Here is a 21,537-nt window from a genome sequence, read left to right as displayed (position 1 = left end):
TTCGGCCGCGCGCGAGCCACCGGGATAACACCGGACTAGTTTGGTGCCGTGACCACCGACCCCGGAAAGCGGACGCCGACGCGGACCCTGCTGGTGCCGGGACGCGGTCGCCCAAAGCCGGAACACTGGTTGCGACGCTGGGCCGACGCACATCCGGAGTACCGGTGGGCGCCCTATCCGCCCGGTCCGCCGTTCACCCTGTCGGACCGGGTCGCCGCGCTGCACGAGGCCCTCCGCGAGGCGCCGGACCCGGCGGTGCTGGTGGCGCACAGCGCCGGCTGCCTCACCGTGGCGGCCTGGGCGGCCCGGCACACCGGCCCGATCCGGGCCGCCCTGCTCGTCACCCCGCCCTACCTCGACCCGGCGTGGGAGCCCGACCCGAACCGTCCACCGGACGACAGCGTCTACGGCCCGGTGCCGCGTACCCGGCTGCCGTTTCGGTCGATCATGGTGGCCAGCCGTACCGACCCGTACACGACGTTCGCACAGTTCGCGGAGTACGCCGAGGACTGGGGTGCGGAGCTGTTCGACGCGGGCGACGCCGGACATGTCGAGACCGCGAGCGGCTACGGCCGCTGGCCCGCCGGTGAGCGGCTGCTCGCCAAGCTCCACCAGGAACCGGACTGAGCAGCTCGGGTGCCTCGGGCACCGTCCACTTCGCCCCTGTCGCGCCCGACACCCTGAGTCAGTACTCATGTACTATCACCGGACGACTGCGGCGGGCACTACACGACCACCGGGCCTCCGGAGGGGCCTCGGGTGCACTGGTCACGCCTCGCTAGGATCCGCACAGAGCGAAGCGGAAGTGGGTTGGGATGCAGCCAGTGGGTCCGTACCAGTTCATCGAGGCGGTCAGCCTGTGCCAGGTCGGCAGCGTCTGGTCCGCCATCGACGGGCAGGGTAACTCGTACACGGTGGCCGTGCTGGACGCCGCCGTCGCGAGCGACCAGCGCTGGCGGGACGCGTTCGTCGGCACCGCCCAGGCGCTGGCGCAGCCCGGTGCGGGCGGCCCCCGTTACGTGCACGCGGAGTTCGCCGCTCCCGCACCGTGGGTCGCCTACGCCGCCAGCGAGACCAACGGCGGCGAACGACTCTTCGCGGCGCTGGGCATGGAGTGCCGGCCCGCACAGGAAGGACTGGGCGACGGCGAGTCGCCGACCATGAAGACCGCCGCCGTCACCGCGCCGACGACCGCCGGAACGCCGGACGGCTCGCCGACACCCGACGACGAACTGGCCACCCCCACGACCAGGCTGACCCCGGGTGTGGCGCCACCCAACCCGTGGCAGGCCGGGCCACCGCAGCCGACGCCGCCGGTGAACGCGACCCCGACGTCGTCGCCGCCGCACCAGACCTCGGCCCCGCCGCACCAGACCTCGGCCCCGCCGCACCAGACCTCGGCGCCGCCGTACCAGGTCTCCGTGCCGCCGGACCAGAGTTCGGCGCCGCCGTACCAGGTCTCCGTGCCCCCGGACTCGGTCTCCGGACCGCCGCAGCCGCTGCCGGAGATGCCGCGCGCGTACCCGGCCGACGCGTCGGCGAACGCGTCCGGGTACGACCCGCTCTATTCGCCGGTGCGGCACATCGTGCCCTCCGAGCCGAAACCCCGCCGCAACGGGCTCTGGATCGGCGTCGCGGCACTGGTCGTACTGCTCCTCGTCGGCGGTGGAACGACCCTGGCCCTGACCGTCGGCGACGACGATCCCGCGCCGCCGGCCACGACCCCGCAGGCGGTCAGCCCCACCCCGTCGGCGGTGGCGATCCCGACCGCCCCGCCGGTCGCGCCGGGCAAGGAGCCGCCGAAGGAAGTGAAGTGGCCGACGGACTGGCCGAAGTTCAATCCGAGCTTCCCCTTCCACACCCTCGAACTGGAGGGTCTCGGTTTCCCGCTCAAGACTCCGCAGGCCTGGCAGTGCACACCGGCCGGACAGGCCGAGGGGTACGCGAAGTACAACTGCGGCGTACCCCCGGGCTCGGGACCCGAGATCGGGGGCGAGTTGGTCGTCCGGTCCTGCACCCCGTGCGACGGGGACACGCGGTTCAGGATGCGCCTGGCCGAGGAGGCGTGGGGGCTGCAGTGGAACCGCGCCGGAGGGTCGGCCCTCTACGCCGAGTCGTTCCAGCTCGAGGGCAATCCCGACCGGCGGTACGGCCTGGTCCTGATCGCCTACTACCGCACCGGCACCAATGTCGACCGGCAGATCGTGCTCCGGATGACCTCACCGGTGGACGGTGCCGGCCAGATCCGCCGGGTCGCGAACTACCTGCGCGACACGCTGATCTTCTGAATTGAAGATCAGCGCTCTTCCGATTGCCATCCACGCGTTGCCGAGAACGGATTCGGGTCGTCAGTGAGCAGAGACGTCCATCGCGGCGCAGAGAACGCCTCGTCTCACCGGGACACCGACGCCGACCGGCGTGGCCGGTCGCGTCCACGGCGAATCCCGCGGACCTCCCGTACACCGCTGTTCGCGGCGGCACTCGCAGGCATCGTCGTCGGCATGGCCGGCCCGCCGGCGGCCGCCGCGCCGGGGCTCGCCCCGAACGAGCCGGCGACCGCGGTGGCCGGTAGGAGCACGGTCTATCTCGAGGCGACGTTCACCGGCTACCTGCGGTACGCCGCACCGGACGGCACCAGCCGGCAGGAGCGGGTCACCGTACACCGCCGGTGTGGTGGCGTGATAGTCAACCCGGACGGACACGTCGCCACCGCCAACGGCTGCGTACGTCCCGACGAGCGGGAACTGCTGGTCGAGGCCCGGTACGCGCTGGCCCAGGCGCTGGTCGAGGCGGAACGGCTCCCCGCCGACGGGCTGGAGGATTTCGTCCGCGGCATCGGCGAGACGGCCAGTTTCTCGGGCCCGCGTCCCGGCACGAAACCCTCGTCGGCGCTGTGGGGGCAGTTGGGTGTCGCCCGGCCGGGAATCACCGCCGAACCCGCGATCCGGGCCAGCGTGGTCGAGCCGGATCGGGATGCGGCGCAGCAGAGCCTGGCCCTGGTCAAGCTCTCCCGCTCGGGTCTGTCGGCGATCGAGGTCGGCGCCGGTGCCGGCCCCGAGCCGGGCAGCGAAGTGGTGGTCCTGGGCTACGGGCCCGACGAGCCGGAGACCGGATCCGGCGACTACCGGCAGCGGGCCCGGCCGGTCGAGGGCAGCGGCTGGACCGGACCGGACCGGCTGGCCGGCGACGGCCTCGGACCCAGCTTCCGGGGCAGTCCGGTGCTGGACACCGACGGGCGGCTCCTGGCGATCCTGGACAGCGACCCGTCGACCACCGACGGACGCAGCCGGCTACTCGTCCCCGCCAGCGAGGTCGCCGCACTGCTCGCGGAGGCCGACGTCGCGAACCGGTTGAGCGAGGTCGACCGTGCGTACCGGGACGGGCTGCGGGCCTACTTCGCGGGACAGTTCTCCACCGCCGTCCGCCGGTTCGACGAACTCCTCCGCCTGGCGCCGTCGCACAGCTCCGCACGGACGTACCGGGAACGGGCGCAGCACCGGCTCGAGGTCGACGGCGACGCGGTCGAGAACTCGGCGCAGTGGCTCCGCTATCTGCTCTCGGCGGCCGCGGGAGTCCTGCTCATCGTCGCCGCCGGCCGCGTCCGGCGTTTCATCCCTGTACTACTATCTGGCGCGGCTCGCCGCACGGTCCCGCGCCGGTGGAATTCCGGGCGGCCCGCTGCGCGGCCGTGACGGGGGCTCGAGGGGAGGAACGGACATCGCGGCGTCATCTGCGGAGACATCCGGCGCCCGGACCGCACCGTTGGCAGGGCGCTCCGTCGCACTGGTGCACGAGTGGTTCGGCGCGACGGGCGGCTCGGAGAACGTGTTTCTCTCACTGCACGCGATAGTCCCGCACGCCACCGGGTTCGTGCTCTGGCGGGACCGGGACGCCCGGCGCGGGCTCGAGTTCCGGGAGTCCTGGCTCGCCCGTACGCCGCTGCGCCGGGCGAAGGCGCTCGCCCTGCCGGTCATGCCGCTGACCTGGCGTACCCTGACCCGTGAACGGTTCGACGTGGTCATCTCGTCGAGCCACGCGTTCGCGCACACGGTCAAGCTCCGTCAGGACCAGGGCACCCGATACCTCAGTTACGTCCATTCGCCGGCCCGCTACCTGTGGAGTCCCGACTTCGACGGACGCGGCTCCGGCGGGCTCCTCGCGCTACCCCGGTCCGCGTTGCGGCACACCGACCGGCGACTCAGCCGCCATGTGCACAGCTACGCCGCGAACTCGGCCGAGGTGCGCTCACGCATCCAGCGGTTCTGGCGCCGCGACGCCCGGGTGATCAACCCGCCGGTCGACGTGAACTACTACGTGGACCCGCCCGCGCCGCAACGCCGACAGAATCGCGACTACCTGCTCGGGGTGGGGCGCTGGATCCCGTACAAGAACTTCGACCTCATGATCGAGATCGCCGACGCCGCCGGCCTGCCACTGGTCATCGCCGGCTCCGGGCCGGCGGAGGAGTCCCTGCGACGTGCCGCCGCCCGGGTACGGGTGCCGGTCAGCTTCGAGCACCGTCCGTCGCAGGAACGGCTCCGCGAACTCTACTGGGGTGCCAGGGCGCTGCTCTTCCCCGCGCACGAGGACTTCGGCATCATCCCCGTCGAGGCGATGGCCTGCGCCACGCCGGTGATCGGCGCCCGGCGCGGCGGCCTGCTGGAGACCGTGGTCGACGGGGAGACCGGCTTCCTGCTCGACTCGGCAGACCCGCACCGGTACGCCGACGCGCTGCGCCGCCTCGACGAACTGGACCCGTCCCGGATCACCGCCCGCGCCGCCGACTTCTCGGCGGACGTGTTCGCGGGCAACGTGGCGTCGTGGGTCACCGATGAAGCGCACTGACCGCGGCGACGGTGCCGGCGTGGCCGCGAACGTCACCCGCTGGCGTACCGCTCCCGTCGTCGCGTCGGCGGCCGGAACCCTACTCGTCGCGGCCCTCGGCGTCACCACCGTGCTCCCCCGGCCCACCGTGGCCGGGGTGCTCGGACTGGTCGTGGTGGCGATCTGCCTGGCCGCGCTCTACCACGCCACCGTCGCCGAGTCGTTCGCACCTGTCGCGGTGACGTTCTGGGCGTTCGTCGGGGTGTGGGTCGGCTTCGCGCCGCTGCTGCAGATCCGGGACCGCCGGCTGCCCTGGCCCGACCTGCCGCTCTACCAGCACTACGTCACGGCCCAGGTGATCCTCATCCTGGCCGTCACCGCGTACTGGGCCGGTTACACCCGCCGGCTGCCCGCGCCCCGGACGGTCTCGTCCGGCCGCCTCCAGGTCACCGTGGAGAAGGCGGTCGTGCTGACCGGGCTGGCCCTGGTGATGGCGGTGGTCTGCCTGCCCCGCACCGGTGGACTGGCGGTCCGGTTCACCAGTCGCGACGACCTGCAACGCGCCATCGAGCAGGCCGGTCTGCGGGGCGGCCAGGACCTCGCCCTCCTCGGGCTGCTCAGCACGCTGCCGGCCGCGATCAGCGTGGTCGCGTTGATCCTGTGCCTGCTCTGCTGGCGCAACCGCTGCTATGCCGATCCGAGGGCGCGGCTGATCCTGGCCGCCGGTACGGCTGTCGCGGTGGCCCTGAACCTCGTCTACAACAATCCGCTGACCGCGAACCGGTTCTCGTCGTTCAGCGTGATGCTGGCCGCCGGGCTGGCGCTGGTCAGGCTCCGCCGGCAACGCTGGCGTACCCTCTTCTCGGTCGGGATGCTGCTCGGGCTCGCCGTCCTCTATCCACTGGCCAACCTGTTCCGCAACGACCGGTCACGCGGAAACCTGCGGCTGGGCCTGGACGCCTACTACACCTGGGACTTCGACGGGTTCCAGCAGACCGTCAACGCCGCCTTCTACGTCGACAGCCAGGGCCACACCTGGGGGCACCACCTGATCTCGGCGCTCTTCTTCTGGGTGCCGAGGTCGCTGTGGGAGGGCAAGGCGATCCCGGCCGGAAACGTCGTCGCGGACAGCCGCGGTTACGAGTTCCAGAACCTGGCCCTGCCGTTCTGGGCCGAGGTCTTCGTCGAGTTCAGCTTCGTCGGCGTGGTGGTGCTGTTCTTCTGCTACGGCAAGCTGGCCCGGCGACTCGACCGGGCGCTGAACACCTCGCCGGCGAACCTGCCGGTCGCGCTGGCCGTCATCTTCGCCGCCTGCCAGATCGGGCTGCTGCGGGGGCCGCTCGGCGCCCAGATCCCGTTCGTCGGCGCCGCGTTCGTGGTGCTGCTGGTCGGAGTCTTCGGCTGGCATGGTCGGGTCTGGGGCCTCACCCGGCCGGACGAGGTCGGCCCGGTGGCGGAGCCGAGCGACCCGGTCCAGGTGCCGACGTGAGCCGCCCCAGGATCGCCGTCCTCGCCGACTGGTGGTGGCCGAACCTGGTGGGCGGGGCGGAGCGGTCGTCCCGGTCCGCCGCGCTGGAACTCGCCCGGACCGCCGAGGTCGCGGTCTTCGTACCCGCACCGGCAGACCAGGTGTACCCCGACGGGCCGCTCACCGTGCACGCCGTGCGACGGCCGTACGCCCGGCGGGTGCACGCCGACTCGGCGCTCCGGCGTGGGCTGGAGCTGTTGACCGCGTGGCTGCTGCCGACGGTCGCCTCCCGGCAGATCCGCGCGCTGCGGGCGTACCGCCCGGACGTGGTCGTCGCGACCAACATCTCCCGCACCGGCCCGTGGCTGCTGCGCTGGGCCAGGGCGAACGGTGTCCGGCTGGTGCGGTCGTACCACGACCTGAGCGACACCTGCTGGCGGCGGTCCCGGCGCCGGGGCGCCCGGAACTGCGTCGAGATCTGCGCGGACTGTCGGGTCAAGACCCGGGTCATGCGCCGGGCGACGCCACCCGCGACGATCGCCGTCTGCGTCTCCGGCTTCGTCCGGGACGAGTTGGCACGGGCTGGCCTGACCAGCGGGGAGACCAGCCTGGTGGGCTATCCGCTGATCGGCCCGCCGTCGGCCCCGCCGCAGGCGCACCGCCGCGACCCGGCGCGGGTGGTCCTCGGTTATCTGGGTCGGGTCGCCCCGGTGAAGGGCGTCGAGGCGGCGATCCGCACCGCCGCGGCGTACCGGCGGAACACGGGCGCGGCCGTCACCATGCTCGTGGCCGGCGAGGGCCAGCCGGACTACCTGCGGAGGCTGGCGGACCTCGCCACCGGGCAGCAGGTCGACGTGGACTTCGCGGGACACCTGGACGTCGAGGCGTTCTGCGCCCGGATCGACGCGGCGCTGATCCCGTCCACCTGGATGGAACCGTTCGGCCGGGTGGCGGTGGAGGTGGGCAGCCACGGTCGACCCATGCTCGTCTCGCGGGTGGGCGGCCTCCCCGAGGCCGCCGCCGTCTCGGGGGGACGGTACGCCTTCACCGACTTCACCGACCCGGAGGCCGCCGCCCGCGCCCTCGGCGAACTCCTCGACCCGCAGCCGGACTCCACGTCCGCACCGGCGCCGGGCCCGGCGATGCCGCTGGAGCAGGGCGTGGTGACCGCCGTCGCGCGGGCGTTGCAGGGCTGGCCCGGAAACCGGGAGGAGCAACCGGCGTGACGGAGACGGCGACGGCGACCGGCGGAGCCGCACGGTCCGGCGGGCGATCCTGGTCGACGCCGGCACTGACCCTGGGTCAGCTCGCGCTGATGGCCACCAGCCTGGTATTCAGCCTCTCCCTCGGTTATGCGGGCGGGCTGGCGGCGGTCGGCGCCGTCGCACCGGCGATGCTGGTCTTCCAACTAAGCTGCGGAGTCCTGCAACGTACCCTCGCCGAGGCGACGCTGCTGGCCACCGCCCACGAGGGCCGGCCCGCCGAGCGGGCGACCTGCCGGTGGTCGGTGGCCGCCGCGCTGGGCGGCGGCCTGCTCGGCGCCGTCGTGGCACTGCTGTCCAGCCTCGCCGTCCCGGACGTACCGGTGGAGTTGGCCCTCGGCTACGCGGCCGGGATCCCGTTCGTACTCGCGCTCGACGTCGGCCGGTCCGCAGCGGTGGCCGCCGGCGCGGCCCGGTCGGCGTTCCTGGAGTCGGCGCTCTGGCTCGTCGTCCAGACGGCGTCGATGCTGTGCTTCGCGGCGCTGGGCTCGCCGGTCGGCATCTGTCTGTCCTGGGCCGTGGTGAACGCCGTCTTCTTCCTCGTCGCCGCCGGCCAGCCCGATCGCCGGCCGGCGCTGCGCGGGCTGCTGCGGTGGCTGCGCTCCCGCCGGGCGAGCATGGGAGCGGCTTCGCTGGACGCCTTCGTCGTCGGCGTGACACCCGTACTCGCCATGCAGGTCACGGCGTTTGTCAGTACGGCCGCCACGCTCGGCGTCATCCGGGTACTGCAACAGGTGCTCGCACCGCTGGCGTTCGTCTCGATCACCTTCCGGCGGGTACTGATATACCGGCGGCGCGCCGACAGCACCAGTACGGTCTGGCAGGATCTCCGCGACGGGTTGCTGTCGCTGGCCCTGATGGCCGCCGGTGCGGTGCTGATCGGTCTGGCGGTGGTCCTCGGTCGGCGGCTCGTGCCCGCACTGGCCTTCATCCCGGTCGGCGCCGCGCTGGTCGCCGCCGGTGTGGAGAAGGCGGCGCTCGGCTTCTCCTACGGCTGCTCGTTGAGCAGGTTCGTCCGAGGTGAGTTCGACGTCCTGCTGCGCGCCCGCTACGTCATGCTCGGCCTCACCGTGCTCGCGGCACCGCTGATGACTCTCTGGTGGGGTGCGGCCGGCTACCTCGTCGGGTCGTCGCTCGGCATGGTCGGCTACTCGCTCGCCGTGCTCGGCCTGCCGGACGGTCGACGACCCGTTCCGGCCGGGCCGCGGCCCGGGTTTTCCTGATCGGAGTCTGTCCCCTATGTTTGCTGTATGACCGACGTCGTCGCGCTCCTGCTGCGCCGGGCCGGTTTCGGTCCCACCGCGAGCGAGCTGTCGGCGGCGCGACAGGCCGGCTACCCGGCGACGTTGTCCGCCCTGCTCTCCCCCGCCGGCCCGGACGTCGGCGCGACCAGTGCCCCCGTGCCCGTGCTGGCTCGGGATCCGTACGCGGGACAGCGCGACCCCACCCCGGAGCAGAAGGTCGCGTTCGAGCGTCGCCGGGAGATCGAGACCGAACAGATCACCCGGTGGTGGGTGGATCGCATGACGGTCGCCAGCCACCAGGCGGTGGAGAAGCTGATCTTCTTCTGGCACGGGCACTGGGCGACCTCGATCAAGAAGGTCCGCAGCCCGCAGCTGATGATGGTGCAGCACCGCACCTTCCGGCAGTCCACCGACTTCGTGACCATGGCCCGACAGATGGTGGTCGACGCGGCGCTCTCGCTCTATCTGGACGGCAACCGCAACACCCGGCGAGCGCCGAACGAGAACCTCGCCCGTGAGCTGTTCGAGCTGTTCATGCTCGGCATCGGCCACTACACGGAGAAGGACGTCAAGGAGGCGGGCCGGGCCCTGACCGGGTGGCGTTACAGCCTGGCCCAGGAACGCTCCATCTTCAACCCGGCGGAACACGACCCGGGCAGCAAGACGATCCTCGGCTCAACCCTGGACTTCACCGCGGCCACCCTGATCGACCTGTTGCTGGCCCAGGAGGCATGTCCACGGTTCATCGCGTCCCGGCTCTGGTTCCGCTACGGGTCGTCGACCCGTCCACTGCCTGAGGCGCTGCGGGACAAGATGGTCGCCGCGTTCCCGATCCCGATGGCGATGCTCAAGGTGATGTTCTCCGACGACGCGTTCCACGCCACCAACGGCGAGATGGTGAAGCAGCCGATCGAGTGGTTCATCGGCGCCCTGCGCCAGCTCGGGCTGCGGCCGGCAGCTCTGCCGACGGAAACCCACGACGAGTTGCTCAAGATCCTGGAAGACCTGGGCCAGCTTCCGTTCGCGCCGCCCAACGTCGGAGGCTGGCGCTCCGGCGGCGCCTGGCTGACCTCCGCCGCGGCCCAGGTCCGGCTACGTCTCGCCGGCAAGATCGCCGAACGGGCGGCGATCGACCGGCTGACGCCGGAGAGTCTGGCATATCTGCTCTGTGTGGACGCCTGGTCCAACCGGACCTACGCGGTGCTACGCGACGCGGCCAGTGACCCCCGCCGGCTACTGACCCTCGGACTCGTGAGCCCGGAATACCTGGTGGCCTGACATGATGGACCTACGGACGCGGCGCCGGTTCCTCCTCACCTCCGGAGTGGTCGGTGCCGGTGCACTGGCTGCCGGAGCCGGCACGTTGGGGCTGGTCGAACTGCTCCGCACCGCAGAGAGCGCCCGTGCCGCCACCGATGGCAAGCTCGTCGTGGTCACCCTGTACGGCGGCAACGACGGCCTCAACACCGTCGTACCGTACGCGGATTCCGCGTACCACTCGGCGCGGCCGGAGCTGGCGTACGACCCGGCGGAGGTGCTGCACCTCGACGACCGGCTCGGGCTCAATCCGAAGATGCCAGGGCTGAAGAAGCTCTGGGACGCCAAGCAACTCGCCATCGTCCTCGGCGTCGGATATCCCCGGCCGGACCGCAGCCACTTCCGGTCGATGGACATCTGGCAGACCGCCTCGCCGGCCAACCCCGTGCCGAGCGGCTGGGTGGGGCGCTGGCTGGACGGCACCTCGGCTCCGCCGGAGACGGCGGTGAGTTTCGAACCCGTGCTGCCGCCGCTGCTCGCCGGGGAGAGCCGGGCCGGTGCCTGCGTCAGCCCGGCCGGCCTGAAGCTGCCGAACGGGATAACGCCGGAGATGATCGCGGCACTGGGCCGGTCCGAGGCGGCCGAGCCGGCACTGCGGGCCCGGGCCGCGTCCGCCTACGCGGACCTGCTGCACGTGGAGCACCTGATCCGCGAGGCGGAGCAGGCGCCGAAGGATCCGGCCGGTCAGGAACTCGAGCTCCTCACCACCGGCACCGGCCGGACGAGTTCCCTCGGTACCCAGCTCGCCCTGGTGGCGCGCTGCGTCGAGGCCGGCGTGCCGACCCGGGTGTACTCGGTGAGCCTGGACGGCTTCGACACCCACGCCGACGAGATCGGCGCCCACGAGAGCCTGCTGAAGCGGCTCGACGACGCGTTGTCGGGTTTCGTCGCCCGGATGTCCCGGACCGAAGCCGGCCGGCAGGTGACGGTGGTGGTCTACAGCGAGTTCGGCCGGCGGGTCCGGGCGAACGCCTCGGACGGCACCGACCACGGCACCGCCGGCCCGGTGTTCGTGCTCGGTCCGCGGGTGGCCGGCGGCTTCTACGGCGAGCAGCCGAGCCTGACCGACCTGGACGACGGGGACCTGAAGGCGGGCCTGGACCTGCGGACGGTGGTCGGCACTCTGCTCGATTCGGTGTTGGACGCCGAGCCGGAGCGCTATCTCGACGGTTTCCAGAGCCGCTGGCTGCCGCTGCTGCGGACCGGATGACCTGCCCGGTGGCGCCGGATCACCGACCGCCGCCCCGGAACACCTCCGCGATCGTCCGCACCAGCACCTTGGTGTCGAGCCAGAGTGACCAGTTCTCGATGTAGTAGTTGTCGAACCGGGCCCGGTCGGAGATCGGGGTGTCGCCGCGCAAGCCGCTGACCTGGGCAAGGCCGGTCAGACCGACCGGTACCCGGTGCCGCATCGCATAGTCGGGATGCTCGGCGGAGAACTTCTCCACGAAGTACGGGCGCTCCGGGCGGGGCCCGACGACGGTCATGTCGCCACGCAGGATGTTCCAGAGCTGGGGCAGCTCGTCGAGGGACGTACGGCGCATGAACCGGCCGATCGGACCGACCCGGCGGTCGTCCGCGATGGACCAGTTCGTCTGGGACTCGTGCTCGTCGCGGGGGCGCATGGTGCGGAACTTGATTACCTTGAACGGCTTGCCGTACTGCCCGATCCGCTCCTGCCGGAAAAAGATGCCCCGGCCGCCGTCGAGGAACGTCAGCATCGCGCAGAGCAGGATGACCGGACTGAGCAGGACGAGCGCCACGGAGGCCAGCACGAGGTCGGAGGCCCGCTTGACCGCCCAGCGCGGCCCGGAGAGCGTGGTGTACCGGATCTGCACTACCGGGATCGCGCCGATGTGGTCGGGCATCCCGCCGGGTGACCGGGAACCCCAGAGCCGTTGTACCGCCCAGAGGTCGCAGCGGGCGCTTGCCGGGCGGCTCAGCAACTCCATCAGCGCGGGCTCCGGGCACTCCGGGTCGGCGATGATCAGGACGTCGCACTCCGTCAGCGCGATCCGCTGCTCCAGGTCCTCGAGGGTGCCGATCAGCGGCGCCGCGCCCGGGAGGTGGCGGTGGGTGGAGTCGACGCATCCGGCGAACCGGAGGCCGTACCGGGGGTTGCGCCGGAGCAGGCGGGCCAGTTCCAGCGAGATGGGGCCGCTGCCGATGATGATGGCGTTGTGCTCCACCCAGCGCCGCTGGCGAGCCAGTACGACCGCACGCCGGGTGATGGTGCGCCCGACGAGGACCAGTCCGGCAGAGAGGGCGACGCCCCGCATGAAGCCGGCGACGTACTCCACCGAGCCGTGCCGCGTGGCCGCGATGATCGCCACCGTGCCGGCCGAGGCGAGCAGCCGGCCGCAGAGGGTGGGGAGTTCGTCGAGGATGCTCACGTGCCGGCGACCACGATAGAGCCCGCCGGCCGCGAAGATGGTCACCGTGAGAGCGGCCGTGAACAGCGTCCCCCGCCAGTAGCGGTCGGTCAGCAACAGTGGGGTCAGCAGGGCGACGAGGTCGACCGGAGCTGTCACCATCCAGGCACGCAGGCTGCGGGTCCGCTTCGAGGTGGCGGAGCCGGCGTAGGGCAGCACGGCGGTGGTGTCGAGCCCGGGCCCGGCCCGCTCCGTCACGGCCTGCTCCGCCGCCCGAGGGCGTGGGAGCACCCGCTGGTCACTCTCGTCGACCGGCCGGGACTGCTCCACCGTCGGCGGCGCCAACCGACCGACGTCGTGGCTGAGCGCCGATTCCATCGCCGCGCCGGGCTGCACCGCCGGCCAGCTCGTCATCTCCATGACCTCCCCCCGGAGCACGGTCGCGGCGAGCCGAAACCGTGCGAAGTCGCCAGCAGGATACGGCCCGACCGCCCGTGTTTCCAGGGGCTACCCGTCCACTTCCGGCACGGCTGCGCCGGTGGCGACGCAGCGGAGCGAGCCGCCGAGGCTGCCGTGCCCCCGCTGGACGGTCGACGGACGGTGGTGGTCGGAGTCGTGCCCCGCCCGCCGGTCCACGGTGGACGTCTGGACACGGTGGTTGGCGTACCGCTATTTCTTGGCGTTGCTCAGAATCTCCGGTACCGCGTCCCGGCGGACCGCCTCGTAGAACCTCTTGGCCTTCTCCCGGTCGGCGAAGACGACACTCTCGCTGCCGACCCGGCCGGTGCCCTGGGTCGGACTTGTGACGAACGTCAAGTTGCCGCTGCGCAGATGCCGCAGCTCCATCCCCATGTCGAGCATGGAGAGGGTCTTGTCGACCGAGACCGCATCGGCGGAGGCCCGGATGAACGAATTCAGCTTGGCGGGGTTGGCCAGGGTCCCCCCGGAGGCGGCCTTGTCCAGGATGGCCCGGATGACCTGCTGCTGGTGCCGGATCCGGGCGAAGTCCCCGTCCTTGAACGCGTAGCGCTCCCGGGCGTAGTCCAGCGCCTGCGCGCCGTCCATGACCTGCGTGCCCTGCTTGAACTCGCGGCGGCCGCTCGGCAGCAGCGAGTGTGTCGAGGTGAAGCCCTCCTCGACGGTGATCCGCACACCGCCCAGCGCGTCCACGATCTCCTTGAAGCCGGCGAAGTCGACGAGCGCCACGTGGTCGACGCGGACCCCGGTGAACTTCTCGACCGTCTGCACCATCAGCGGGATGCCGCCCCAGGCGTAGGCCGCGTTGATCTTGGCGTCCCGGCCACCGTGCTTGCCGTCCTTGGACTTGGGCACGTTGACCCAGGTGTCCCGGGGGATCGAGACGAGCTGCGCGCTGGACCGGTCCGCCGGCAGGTGGGCGAGGATGATGGTGTCGCTGCGCGATCCGCCCGTGCTGGACGGGTCCCGGGTGTCGCTGCCCAGGATCAGGATGTTCTTGGCGTCCTTCGCCACCTTGACCGGGCGCGACTCCTCGGGAACGGTGTCGAACGCCTCGACCCGCTCGATGCCCGATTCCAGGGAATGGACGTAGAAGCCCGCCGCAACCGCTCCCCCGCCGCCGAGCAAGGCCAGCACCAACAGCGTGATGAGGACTATCCGCCTGGTGCGCCGCCGCCGCTTGGGGGCCGGTGTTTCGGTGGGCCTCCCGTCGGGAGTCACCGCGATGACCTCGGTGGAGTCGGACTCCGCGAGTTGGGGTCGCTGTGGCATGGCTCGATGCTACTGACCGGTGCAACAGCCTACGGCCCGGGATCCGGGGCGTACCCGGGCCATCCGACCGGGACGACCGCGTCGCAGGTCAGGAGGTACGCAGCCGGTAGCCTAAGCCGGGCATCGTCTCGAAGACGTCCTCACCGAGCTTCTTGCGCAGCGCGCTGACGTGGACGTTGACCAGGTTCGTGCCGGGATCGGAGTCGTAGCCCCGGGCGTGCGAGAGCAACTGCTCCCGGCCCAACACCCGGCCGGCATGCCGGATCAGCGTCTCCGGCAGCACGAACTCCCGGCCGGTCAGCGCCACGTCCCGACCGTGCGGCGCCGGCACCGACGATGGTTTCGTCTACGCTCTTCCCGCCGTTGCCGGCCCGGCCGGGCCCGGACGATGAGAGGCTTCTCATCCATCCCTCATCGGGACGTCATCCGGCTCCGGCAGCCTGGCGGCATGAGCGCGCAGAAAGTCGCCACCGGAGTCGGGCTGGGGGCGCTGGCCGGGTTGCTCGCCGGAGTCGGTCTGCCGGCGCTGCTGCCGCACGATCGGGTTCCGGTGATCCAGATCATCAGTCCGGCCACCCAGACCACGACGACCGACGGGGGCGACGATGCGGCCGGCCCGGTCGACGACGAGAGCCTCGGCCCAGCCGAGCGCGGAGGCGATGATGACGACGCCGGAGGCGACGGAACCGGTTCCGGCGACGGAGCGGACGACGGAGGCGGTGCCGACGACGGGGACGACGGCCCGCCCCGCACCGGCGGTGGCGACGACGACGGGGACGACGGGGCACCCGCTGGTGGTGACGACCGCCGGCCACCGCGCAACCAGCCGCCCGCCGACAGCGACGGAGCCGACGCCGAGGACGACCGGGACGACGACAGCTCCGGCAACGACGGAGATGATGACGGAGACGGGGACGGGGACGACGACTGAGCCGCCGGGCCGGCGCTGGCGACCGACGCTCGGGCTGCGGCTCCGGCTGCTCGGCTGGGCCCTGGCGCTGCTCGCCGTCGCCAGCCTGGCCTCGGTGGTGGTGATCCGGCAGGTGCTGCTCAACCAGTTGGAGAACCGGATCGCCGCCGACATGCGCCAGGAGGTCACCGAGTTCCGCCGGCTCGTCGGCGGTCGGGATCCGCAGAGCGGGCAGCCGTTCGGGACCGACCTGCGGGCCATCGCCGACACCTACCTGCTGCGCAACGAGCCGCAGGCCGGTGAACTGGTACTCGTCTTCGTCGACGGGGCGTTCTACCGGGCGACGGCGAACCCGCCGTACGACCCGAGCGGTGACGCGGCCCTGCTGCGCAGGTGGACCGGGCTGACCGACAGCGCGTACGGGCGGATCGCCGACACTCCGGCCGGATCGGCGCGCTGGCTGGCCGTACCGGTGGTGATCGACGGCGCGGTACGCGGCCAGGTGGTCGTACTCGAGTTCGGTGCCGAACGGCGGGCCGAGATCGAACGCGCGGTACGCCTGATGGCGTTGGCCTGCCTGCTGGTGATCGTGGTGGTGGCCGCCGGCGGTTACCTGGCGATGGGCCGGGCGCTGCGTCCGCTGCGGACGGTCACCGAGACCGCCCGGACCATCGAGGAGACCGACCTGTCCCGGCGGATCGAGGTCACCGGCACCGACGAGGTCGCCGACCTGGCGCACACCTTCAACGGGATGCTGGGCCGGTTGCACCGGGCGTTCGCCGCGCAGCAGGCGTTCGTCTCCGACGCCGGCCACGAGCTGCGTACCCCGATCACCATCGTCCGGGGCCACCTGGAGTTGATGGGCGACGACCCGGACGAGCGGGCCGAGACGGTCGCGCTGATCACCGACGAGCTGGATCGGATGAACCGGATGGTCAACGACCTGCTGATGCTCGCCCGCGCCGAACAGCCCGACTTCCTGCATCCCGAGCAGGTGGAGGTCGCGATGATGATGCACGACGTCTACGCCAAGGCCGTCGCCCTCGGGGACCGGGACTGGCGGCTCGGTGAGCTGGGCGAGACGGCCGTGTGGGCCGACCGGCAGCGGCTCACCCAGGCGTTGATGCAGCTCGCCCAGAACGCCGTCCAGTTCACCGACGTCGGCGACACGATCGAGCTGTCCGCCCGGGCCGAGAGGCCGGGACAGCCGGGCCGGGTGCTGCTCTCGGTCCGGGACGCCGGGGTCGGCATCGAGCCCGAGGACCGGGAACGGATCTTCGCGAGGTTCGCCCGCGCCGAGCACGCGCCGCGACGGCATGCCGAGGGCTCCGGCCTCGGGCTGGCCATCGTGGCCGCGATCGCCGAGGCGCACCGGGGCACGGTCGCGGTGGACAGCGTGCCCGGCGCCGGGTCGACCTTCACCCTGGTGCTGCCGGCCAGCGCGGTACGGCCGCCGGCGACCGGGGGCGACCGGTGAACCGGGTACTCATCGCCGAAGACGAGCCGCGGATCGCCTCGTTCCTGACCAAGGGGCTGCGGGCGGCCGGCTACGTCGCCACGGTGGTGACCAACGGCGTGGAGGTGGCCGCGGCGGCCCGCAGTGGCGACTACGACGTGCTGATCCTGGACCTGGGACTGCCCGGGCAGGACGGGCTGGCGGCACTGGCCCAGATCCGGGCCAGGGGCGAACGGCTGCCGGTGATCGTGCTGACCGCCCGGGACGCCGTACCGGACCGGGTCGCCGGGCTCGACCTGGGCGCCGACGACTACATGACCAAGCCGTTCAGCTTCGAGGAACTCCTCGCCCGGGTCCGGGCCCGGCTGCGCGAGCACGGCCAGGCCACCCCGACGGTGTTGCAGGCCGGGCCGGTCCGGCTCGACCTGGTTCGGCGTACGGCCACGGTCGACGGCGTCCCGATCGAGCTGACCGGCCGGGAGTTCCTGCTCGCCGAGACCCTGCTGCGCCATCCGGGTCAGGTGCTCAGCCGGGAACAGTTGCTGGACCGGGTCTGGGGCCTGGCCCACGACCCCGGCTCGAACGTGGTGGACGTCTACATCGGATATCTGCGCCGCAAGCTCGGCACCGACCGGATCAAGACGGTACGCGGCATCGGCTACCGGCTGACCGCCTGATCCTCACCGCACTCACCGCCCCTCCGCCCCTCCGCCCCTCCGCGTCTCCGTCGTCTCCGCCTCTGCCCTCTCCGGTCGGGCGGGCCCGGGCGGGTAGCTGAGTCCGGTCGGGCGGGCCCGGGCGGGTAGCTGAGTCGGGGCGGGCGGCCGAGTCGGGCGGGTGGCTGAGCGGATTCTCATGGTCGGTTCACCGCCACCTCACGACCGGGCGGGATCGTCGCTGGCATGTCGACGACCAGCACCATCCCGACCGGGCGAAGCGGCGACCGCCAGCTCGCCCTGCTCACCGGAGCGGCCGCCGAGGACGTACTCCGGGCCGCGTTGCGGCCCTCCGGCGGTGAACTCCTCGACTGGCGGGCCGTCCAGGTGGAGCACCAGCCGGGCCGCCGGGTCACCGCCGCGTACCAGGCCCGGATCCGTTGGCCGGACGGGCGGGTCCGGGAGGAGCGGCTGGCCGCCTGCACCGGACGTGCCCCGGCCGGCACGGTGGTGCTGGGCAACGGCACCGACCGGGTGGCGGCGTGGCGCTTCCCGTACGATCCGGCGCTGCCGGCGCTACGCAGCGCGTACGACGAGGGGGTCGTCGCCGCCCTGCTGCGCGACCTCGGCCTCGGCGACGGCCCGGTGGATCTGCGGGTACGCGCCTACCGGCCCCGGCGGCGGGCGGTGATCGAGGCGGTCGGCGCGGGCGGCAGCGTCTTCCTGAAGGTGGTCCGCCGCCAGCAGGTGTCCGAGCTGCACGACCGGCACCGGCTGCTGGTCCGGGCCGGGGTGCCGGCCGCACCCAGCCTGGGTTACACCCCCGACGGGCTGCTGGTGCTCCAGGCGCTGCCCGGGCAGAGCCTGCGCCAGGCGTTGCACGGCCCGGCACCGCTGCCCTCGGGGCGGGCCCTGCTGCACCTGCTCGACCAGTTCCCGGCCGAGCTGACCCGGGACCGGCCCCGACGCTCCTGGCGGGAGAAGGCCCCGCACTACGCCTCGGTGCTCGCCGCCGCCCTGCCCGGGGTGGCCGACCAGGCCACCGCGCTGGCCGAGGCGCTGACCGACGAGTCGAACCCCGGTCCACCGGCCGTGGTGCACGGCGACCTGTACGAGGGCCAGCTACTGGTCGCCGGTGGCCGGATCACCGGTCTGCTCGACGTGGACACCGCCGGACCGGGCGAGCGACTGGACGACCTGGGTTGCCTGCTCGGGCACCTCTCCGTGCTGGCCCTGATGCACCGGGACCGGGCGGCCGCGATCCAGCGGGCCGGTGCCGGCTATCTGGCCGCGTTCGAGCAGGTCGTCGACCCCGCCGAGCTGCGCTACCGCACGGCGGCGGTGGTGCTCTCCCTGGCCACCGGTCCGCACCGGGTTCAGGAGCGGAACTGGCCGGCGGGTACCCGGGCCCGGCTGGAACTGGCCGAACTCTGGCTGGACAGTGCCCGACGGCTGCGCCGGCGCGGCTGACCAGGAGCGCGCCGTGCGGTCGGCGAGGTGCCGGCCGGAGAGCCGTCAGGGTCGGCCGGAGAGCCGTCAGGGTCGGCCGGAGAGCCGTCAGGGTCGGCCGGAGAGCCGTCAGGGTCGGCCGGAGAGCCGTCAGGGTCGATGAGTCAGGTCTCATCCCGGCGTCAGGACTGTCTCATCCGCGGGTCGGAGGCTGTAACCAGAGCAGATCATCGAGGAGGAAGAGATGCGCATCAACCGTACGTGGCAGATCGTCATCGGCGGCGCGGGTGCCGCCGCGCTGGTCGCCGGTCTCACCGCCGGCGCGGCGACCGCCAGCGACGGGATCGAGCTGCGGGACAAGGTCCAGCCGATCCAGTTGCAGGGTGGCCAGTACGACGCAGGCGCCGTCGACGACTCGCCGGAGTCCGCCGACAGCGCTCACCAGTCGCCGTTCGACTCGGCGAACTCGGCCGGGGACAGTCCCGGGGATCCGGGCTGGGTCGACCCGTCGCCCGAGTCGGCGGACAGCGTCAACGCCTCGGCCGCGGACTCGCCCGCCAAGGCGAAGCCGGTGGTCAAGCCGAAGAAGGACGTGCCGAAGGCCAAGCCGGAGCCGAAGTCGAAGGTGGTGGACGACAGCCCGGACGACTCCCCGGCACCGGTGCGGAAGAAGAGCGGCGGCGGCTCGGCCGACTCGGGCGGCTCCGCCGACTCCGGCGGCTCGGCCGACTCGTCCGACTGACCACACCCGACAGAGGCCATCCGCCCACCCCTGCGCCGCGGCCCGACCAGCCCCCGGTCGGGCCGCGGCCCGCTGTCCTGGACAGACGTACGCCGCGCTCGGTGCCGCCTGGGCACCGCACCCGGACCGCCGATCGGCGAGCGGTTGCCGGAGAGGTCGGGACCGCTGCGACGGACACCGGTTCGCTATTGTCGTGACCCGTGGTCACCGCCCCCCGGCTCGCGATCGACTTCGGTACGTCCCACACGGTCGCGGTGTGCCAGTGGCAGGCGGGTGCGGGGCGGCCACTCCTCTTCGACGCCTCGCCACTGCTTCCGTCGGCGGTGTTCGTCGACTCCGACGGTCGGCTGCGGGTCGGCCGGGACGCGCTACGGGCCGGGCGTACGGAGCCGGGCAGCCTGGAGCCGCACCCGAAACGGCGGATCGACGAGGGCGTCATCCTGCTCGGCCGGACGGAGGTGGCGGTCGTCGACCTGGTCGCGGCCGTGCTGGGGCGCTGCGCCGACGAGGCGGTACGGGTGGTCGGCGGTGCGGTCCGCGAACTCGTGCTCACCCATCCGGCGGCCTGGGGCCCCCGGCGCCGGCAGGTCCTCGTCGACGCCGCCGCGCGGGCCGGGCTGCCCCCACCGGCCATGGTCGCCGAGCCCACCGCGGCCGCCACGCACTTCACCACGGTCCTCGCCCGGCCGGTGCGGACCGGTGACACCGTGGTGGTCTACGACTTCGGTGCCGGCACCTTCGACGTGGCGGTGCTCCGGCGCCGGCCCGACGGCTGGGACGTCGCCGCCAGCCAGGGCCTTTCCGACCTCGGCGGCCTCGACCTGGACGACGTCGTCGTCGAGCGGGTCCGCGCTGCCGTCGTACCGGCCGGGCCGGACGATGTGCGGTGGCGCCGGCTGAGCCAGCCGGGACCCGGGCCGGACCTGCGGCACCACCGGTCGCTGTGGGAAGAGGCCCGGGCGGCCAAGGAGGAGCTGTCCCGGCGCAGCACGGCCGGGCTGCGCCTGCCGATCTTCGAGCGTGACGTGCACGTCACCCGGGAGGAGTTCGAGGCGGCGGCGGCCGCGCCGATCGAACGGAGCGTGGCGCTGACGGCGGCGACGGTCTCCAGCAGCGGCATCGACGCCGGGCGCATCGCCGGGCTCTTCCTGGTCGGCGGAGCGAGCCGGGTCCCGCTGGTGGCCACCTGCCTGCACCGGCGGCTCGGCATCGTGCCCACCGTCGTCGAGCAGCCCGAGCTGGTCGTCGCCCAGGGCGCGCTGCTCACCGCCGAGGCCGACACCCCGGCCGGTACGTCCCCGACCGCCACACCGGGTGCCGTGGCCGGGATCAGCGCCCCGCCCGCTGCCTCGGCGGCCGGCGCCGGGTCGCGGACGGTCGGCGGCGTGGCCGGTTCGGCGAACATCGCATCGCCGCTGCCGGGTCACCCACCGCCGCCGACCGGGTCCGGGCCGGACCGGTCGGCTGACGCGGCAAAGTTGATCTCCCAGAACGGGCCGGCCCGGGACGACCGGCGTCGCCGCCGGAGTGTCTGGATCGGTGCGGGCGCCGCCACGCTGGTGCTGCTGGTCGTCGCCGTGCTGGTCGTGGTCTGGGCGACCGGTCCGGACTCCGGACTGAGCCGGACCGGACGGGCGAACGAGCAGGTGATCAAGTCTTCGCCGCTGCGCGAGTTCGCCCGCCCGTGGCTGGACGACGTGAGCGGCTGCGAACAGCGCCCGCCGGACACCTACGGCGGGACCGCCACCGAGTACGTCGCCTGCACCGGGGACGGCTGGGAGGTCCAGTTCCGGGCGCTCGCCGACCAGACCGAGCGGGACCGGGCCCGGACCCAGCGGGTGAGGGACCAGGGCGGGACGCGGGAACCGTACGCGGCCAGCCGCACCCGATCCGGCGCCCTGATCCGGTACGTCTTCCGGGCCGACCAGTTCGTGATCTACTGGGACGACGACACGTCGGCGATGATCGGCGACCTGACCGTGACCCACGGCAGCACGCTCGACGCCGACGACCTGTTGGCCGTCTGGCGGCAGTACGTGCGTTAGCGCCCCCACCGGGGATCACCGCGGTCCCGCAGCCGGCGCCGCC

Annotated in this window: 18 protein-coding genes; 15 read left to right on the top strand and 3 right to left on the bottom strand. The window is 72.6% G+C overall.

Going from position 1 to position 21,537, the window contains the following annotated elements; translation table 11 throughout:
• Positions 1 to 48 precede the first annotated feature (48 nt).
• The 9 genes from ACQEVC_RS28770 to ACQEVC_RS28730 all read left to right on the top strand — a co-directional run bounded on the left by ACQEVC_RS28770 (position 49) and on the right by ACQEVC_RS28730 (position 11,325).
• Positions 49 to 627, top strand: a complete 579-nt coding sequence (locus tag ACQEVC_RS28770) for an RBBP9/YdeN family alpha/beta hydrolase (RefSeq protein ID WP_432883547.1) — start codon at positions 49 to 51, stop codon at positions 625 to 627.
• A 188-nt stretch (positions 628 to 815) separates the two neighbouring features.
• On the top strand, positions 816 to 2,288 hold the full coding sequence (locus tag ACQEVC_RS28765) for a hypothetical protein (protein WP_432883545.1): 1,473 nt from the start codon (positions 816 to 818) through the stop codon (positions 2,286 to 2,288).
• A 213-nt stretch (positions 2,289 to 2,501) separates the two neighbouring features.
• Positions 2,502 to 3,692, top strand: a complete 1,191-nt coding sequence (locus tag ACQEVC_RS28760) for a trypsin-like peptidase domain-containing protein (RefSeq protein WP_432883543.1) — start codon at positions 2,502 to 2,504, stop codon at positions 3,690 to 3,692.
• 70 nt (positions 3,693 to 3,762) lie between these two features.
• A complete protein-coding gene (locus tag ACQEVC_RS28755) occupies positions 3,763 to 4,845 on the top strand; it encodes a glycosyltransferase (protein ID WP_432883541.1) in 1,083 nt (360 codons plus the stop codon).
• Positions 4,832 to 6,313 carry a hypothetical protein gene (locus tag ACQEVC_RS28750; protein ID WP_432883538.1) on the top strand — a complete coding sequence of 494 codons (1,482 nt, stop codon included), beginning with the start codon at positions 4,832 to 4,834 and terminating at the stop codon, positions 6,311 to 6,313. Before ACQEVC_RS28755 ends, ACQEVC_RS28750 begins: the two co-directional genes overlap by 14 nt.
• On the top strand, positions 6,310 to 7,518 hold the full coding sequence (locus tag ACQEVC_RS28745; RefSeq protein ID WP_432883535.1) for a glycosyltransferase family 4 protein: 1,209 nt from the start codon (positions 6,310 to 6,312) through the stop codon (positions 7,516 to 7,518). Before ACQEVC_RS28750 ends, ACQEVC_RS28745 begins: the two co-directional genes overlap by 4 nt.
• Positions 7,515 to 8,777, top strand: coding sequence for a hypothetical protein (locus tag ACQEVC_RS28740; RefSeq protein ID WP_432883532.1), 1,263 nt, complete (start codon positions 7,515 to 7,517; stop codon positions 8,775 to 8,777). The genes ACQEVC_RS28745 and ACQEVC_RS28740 overlap by 4 nt, the downstream gene beginning before the upstream one ends.
• A 27-nt stretch (positions 8,778 to 8,804) precedes the next feature.
• A complete protein-coding gene (locus ACQEVC_RS28735) occupies positions 8,805 to 10,076 on the top strand; it encodes a DUF1800 domain-containing protein (RefSeq protein WP_432883530.1) in 1,272 nt (423 codons plus the stop codon).
• A gap of 4 nt (positions 10,077 to 10,080) precedes the next feature.
• Complete coding sequence (locus ACQEVC_RS28730) at positions 10,081 to 11,325, top strand: DUF1501 domain-containing protein (protein WP_432883527.1); 1,245 nt, start codon at positions 10,081 to 10,083, stop codon at positions 11,323 to 11,325.
• 19 nt (positions 11,326 to 11,344) lie between these two features.
• Here the strand turns inward: ACQEVC_RS28730 and ACQEVC_RS28725 are convergent, their stop codons facing one another.
• The 3 genes from ACQEVC_RS28725 to ACQEVC_RS28715 form a co-directional block, all read right to left on the bottom strand.
• Positions 11,345 to 12,901 carry a sugar transferase gene (locus tag ACQEVC_RS28725; RefSeq protein WP_432883525.1) on the bottom strand — a complete coding sequence of 519 codons (1,557 nt, stop codon included), beginning with the start codon at positions 12,899 to 12,901 and terminating at the stop codon, positions 11,345 to 11,347.
• A 255-nt stretch (positions 12,902 to 13,156) separates the two neighbouring features.
• Positions 13,157 to 14,236, bottom strand: coding sequence for an LCP family protein (locus ACQEVC_RS28720; RefSeq protein WP_432883523.1), 1,080 nt, complete (start codon positions 14,234 to 14,236; stop codon positions 13,157 to 13,159).
• Between the two features lie 88 nt (positions 14,237 to 14,324).
• Positions 14,325 to 14,543, bottom strand: coding sequence for a winged helix-turn-helix domain-containing protein (locus ACQEVC_RS28715; RefSeq protein WP_432883521.1), 219 nt, complete (start codon positions 14,541 to 14,543; stop codon positions 14,325 to 14,327).
• A 141-nt stretch (positions 14,544 to 14,684) separates the two neighbouring features.
• On the opposite strand from ACQEVC_RS28715, the gene ACQEVC_RS28710 reads away from it, so the two are divergent.
• From ACQEVC_RS28710 to ACQEVC_RS28685, 6 genes are all read left to right on the top strand, one after another.
• Positions 14,685 to 15,167: a hypothetical protein gene (locus tag ACQEVC_RS28710; protein WP_432883519.1), complete on the top strand. Its 483-nt coding sequence runs from the start codon at positions 14,685 to 14,687 to the stop codon at positions 15,165 to 15,167.
• Entirely contained in the window at positions 15,133 to 16,623 is a 1,491-nt protein-coding gene (locus tag ACQEVC_RS28705) for a sensor histidine kinase (protein WP_432883515.1), read from the top strand. Before ACQEVC_RS28710 ends, ACQEVC_RS28705 begins: the two co-directional genes overlap by 35 nt.
• Positions 16,620 to 17,279 carry a response regulator transcription factor gene (locus ACQEVC_RS28700; protein ID WP_318393852.1) on the top strand — a complete coding sequence of 220 codons (660 nt, stop codon included), beginning with the start codon at positions 16,620 to 16,622 and terminating at the stop codon, positions 17,277 to 17,279. Before ACQEVC_RS28705 ends, ACQEVC_RS28700 begins: the two co-directional genes overlap by 4 nt.
• Before the next feature lie 225 nt (positions 17,280 to 17,504).
• On the top strand, positions 17,505 to 18,728 hold the full coding sequence (locus tag ACQEVC_RS28695) for a phosphotransferase family protein (protein WP_432883512.1): 1,224 nt from the start codon (positions 17,505 to 17,507) through the stop codon (positions 18,726 to 18,728).
• A gap of 223 nt (positions 18,729 to 18,951) precedes the next feature.
• Positions 18,952 to 19,449 carry a hypothetical protein gene (locus ACQEVC_RS28690; RefSeq protein WP_432883510.1) on the top strand — a complete coding sequence of 166 codons (498 nt, stop codon included), beginning with the start codon at positions 18,952 to 18,954 and terminating at the stop codon, positions 19,447 to 19,449.
• 200 nt (positions 19,450 to 19,649) lie between these two features.
• Complete coding sequence (locus ACQEVC_RS28685) at positions 19,650 to 21,494, top strand: Hsp70 family protein (RefSeq protein WP_432883507.1); 1,845 nt, start codon at positions 19,650 to 19,652, stop codon at positions 21,492 to 21,494.
• The last annotated feature ends 43 nt before the right edge of the window (positions 21,495 to 21,537 follow it).

Origin of the sequence: Plantactinospora sp. CA-294935, assembly GCF_050936445.1 — a bacterium.
Classification (GTDB): domain Bacteria; phylum Actinomycetota; class Actinomycetes; order Mycobacteriales; family Micromonosporaceae; genus Plantactinospora.
This window is presented reverse-complemented; position numbering and strand designations above follow the sequence as displayed.

What these genes read in the sequence shown, in the direction of transcription:
- ACQEVC_RS28765 (WP_432883545.1), top strand. Translation starts at nt 816, where the DNA reads ATGCAGCCAGTGGGTCCGTACCAGTTCATCGAGGCGGTCAGCCTGTGC.
- ACQEVC_RS28760 (WP_432883543.1), top strand. Translation starts at nt 2,502, where the DNA reads ATGGCCGGCCCGCCGGCGGCCGCCGCGCCGGGGCTCGCCCCGAACGAG.
- ACQEVC_RS28750 (WP_432883538.1), top strand. Translation starts at nt 4,832, where the DNA reads ATGAAGCGCACTGACCGCGGCGACGGTGCCGGCGTGGCCGCGAACGTC.
- ACQEVC_RS28735 (WP_432883530.1), top strand. Translation starts at nt 8,805, where the DNA reads ATGACCGACGTCGTCGCGCTCCTGCTGCGCCGGGCCGGTTTCGGTCCC.
- ACQEVC_RS28730 (WP_432883527.1), top strand. Translation starts at nt 10,081, where the DNA reads ATGGACCTACGGACGCGGCGCCGGTTCCTCCTCACCTCCGGAGTGGTC.
- ACQEVC_RS28725 (WP_432883525.1), bottom strand. Translation starts at nt 12,901, where the DNA reads ATGACGAGCTGGCCGGCGGTGCAGCCCGGCGCGGCGATGGAATCGGCG.
- ACQEVC_RS28720 (WP_432883523.1), bottom strand. Translation starts at nt 14,236, where the DNA reads ATGCCACAGCGACCCCAACTCGCGGAGTCCGACTCCACCGAGGTCATC.
- ACQEVC_RS28710 (WP_432883519.1), top strand. Translation starts at nt 14,685, where the DNA reads ATGAGCGCGCAGAAAGTCGCCACCGGAGTCGGGCTGGGGGCGCTGGCC.
- ACQEVC_RS28705 (WP_432883515.1), top strand. Translation starts at nt 15,133, where the DNA reads ATGATGACGGAGACGGGGACGGGGACGACGACTGAGCCGCCGGGCCGG.
- ACQEVC_RS28695 (WP_432883512.1), top strand. Translation starts at nt 17,505, where the DNA reads ATGTCGACGACCAGCACCATCCCGACCGGGCGAAGCGGCGACCGCCAG.
- ACQEVC_RS28690 (WP_432883510.1), top strand. Translation starts at nt 18,952, where the DNA reads ATGCGCATCAACCGTACGTGGCAGATCGTCATCGGCGGCGCGGGTGCC.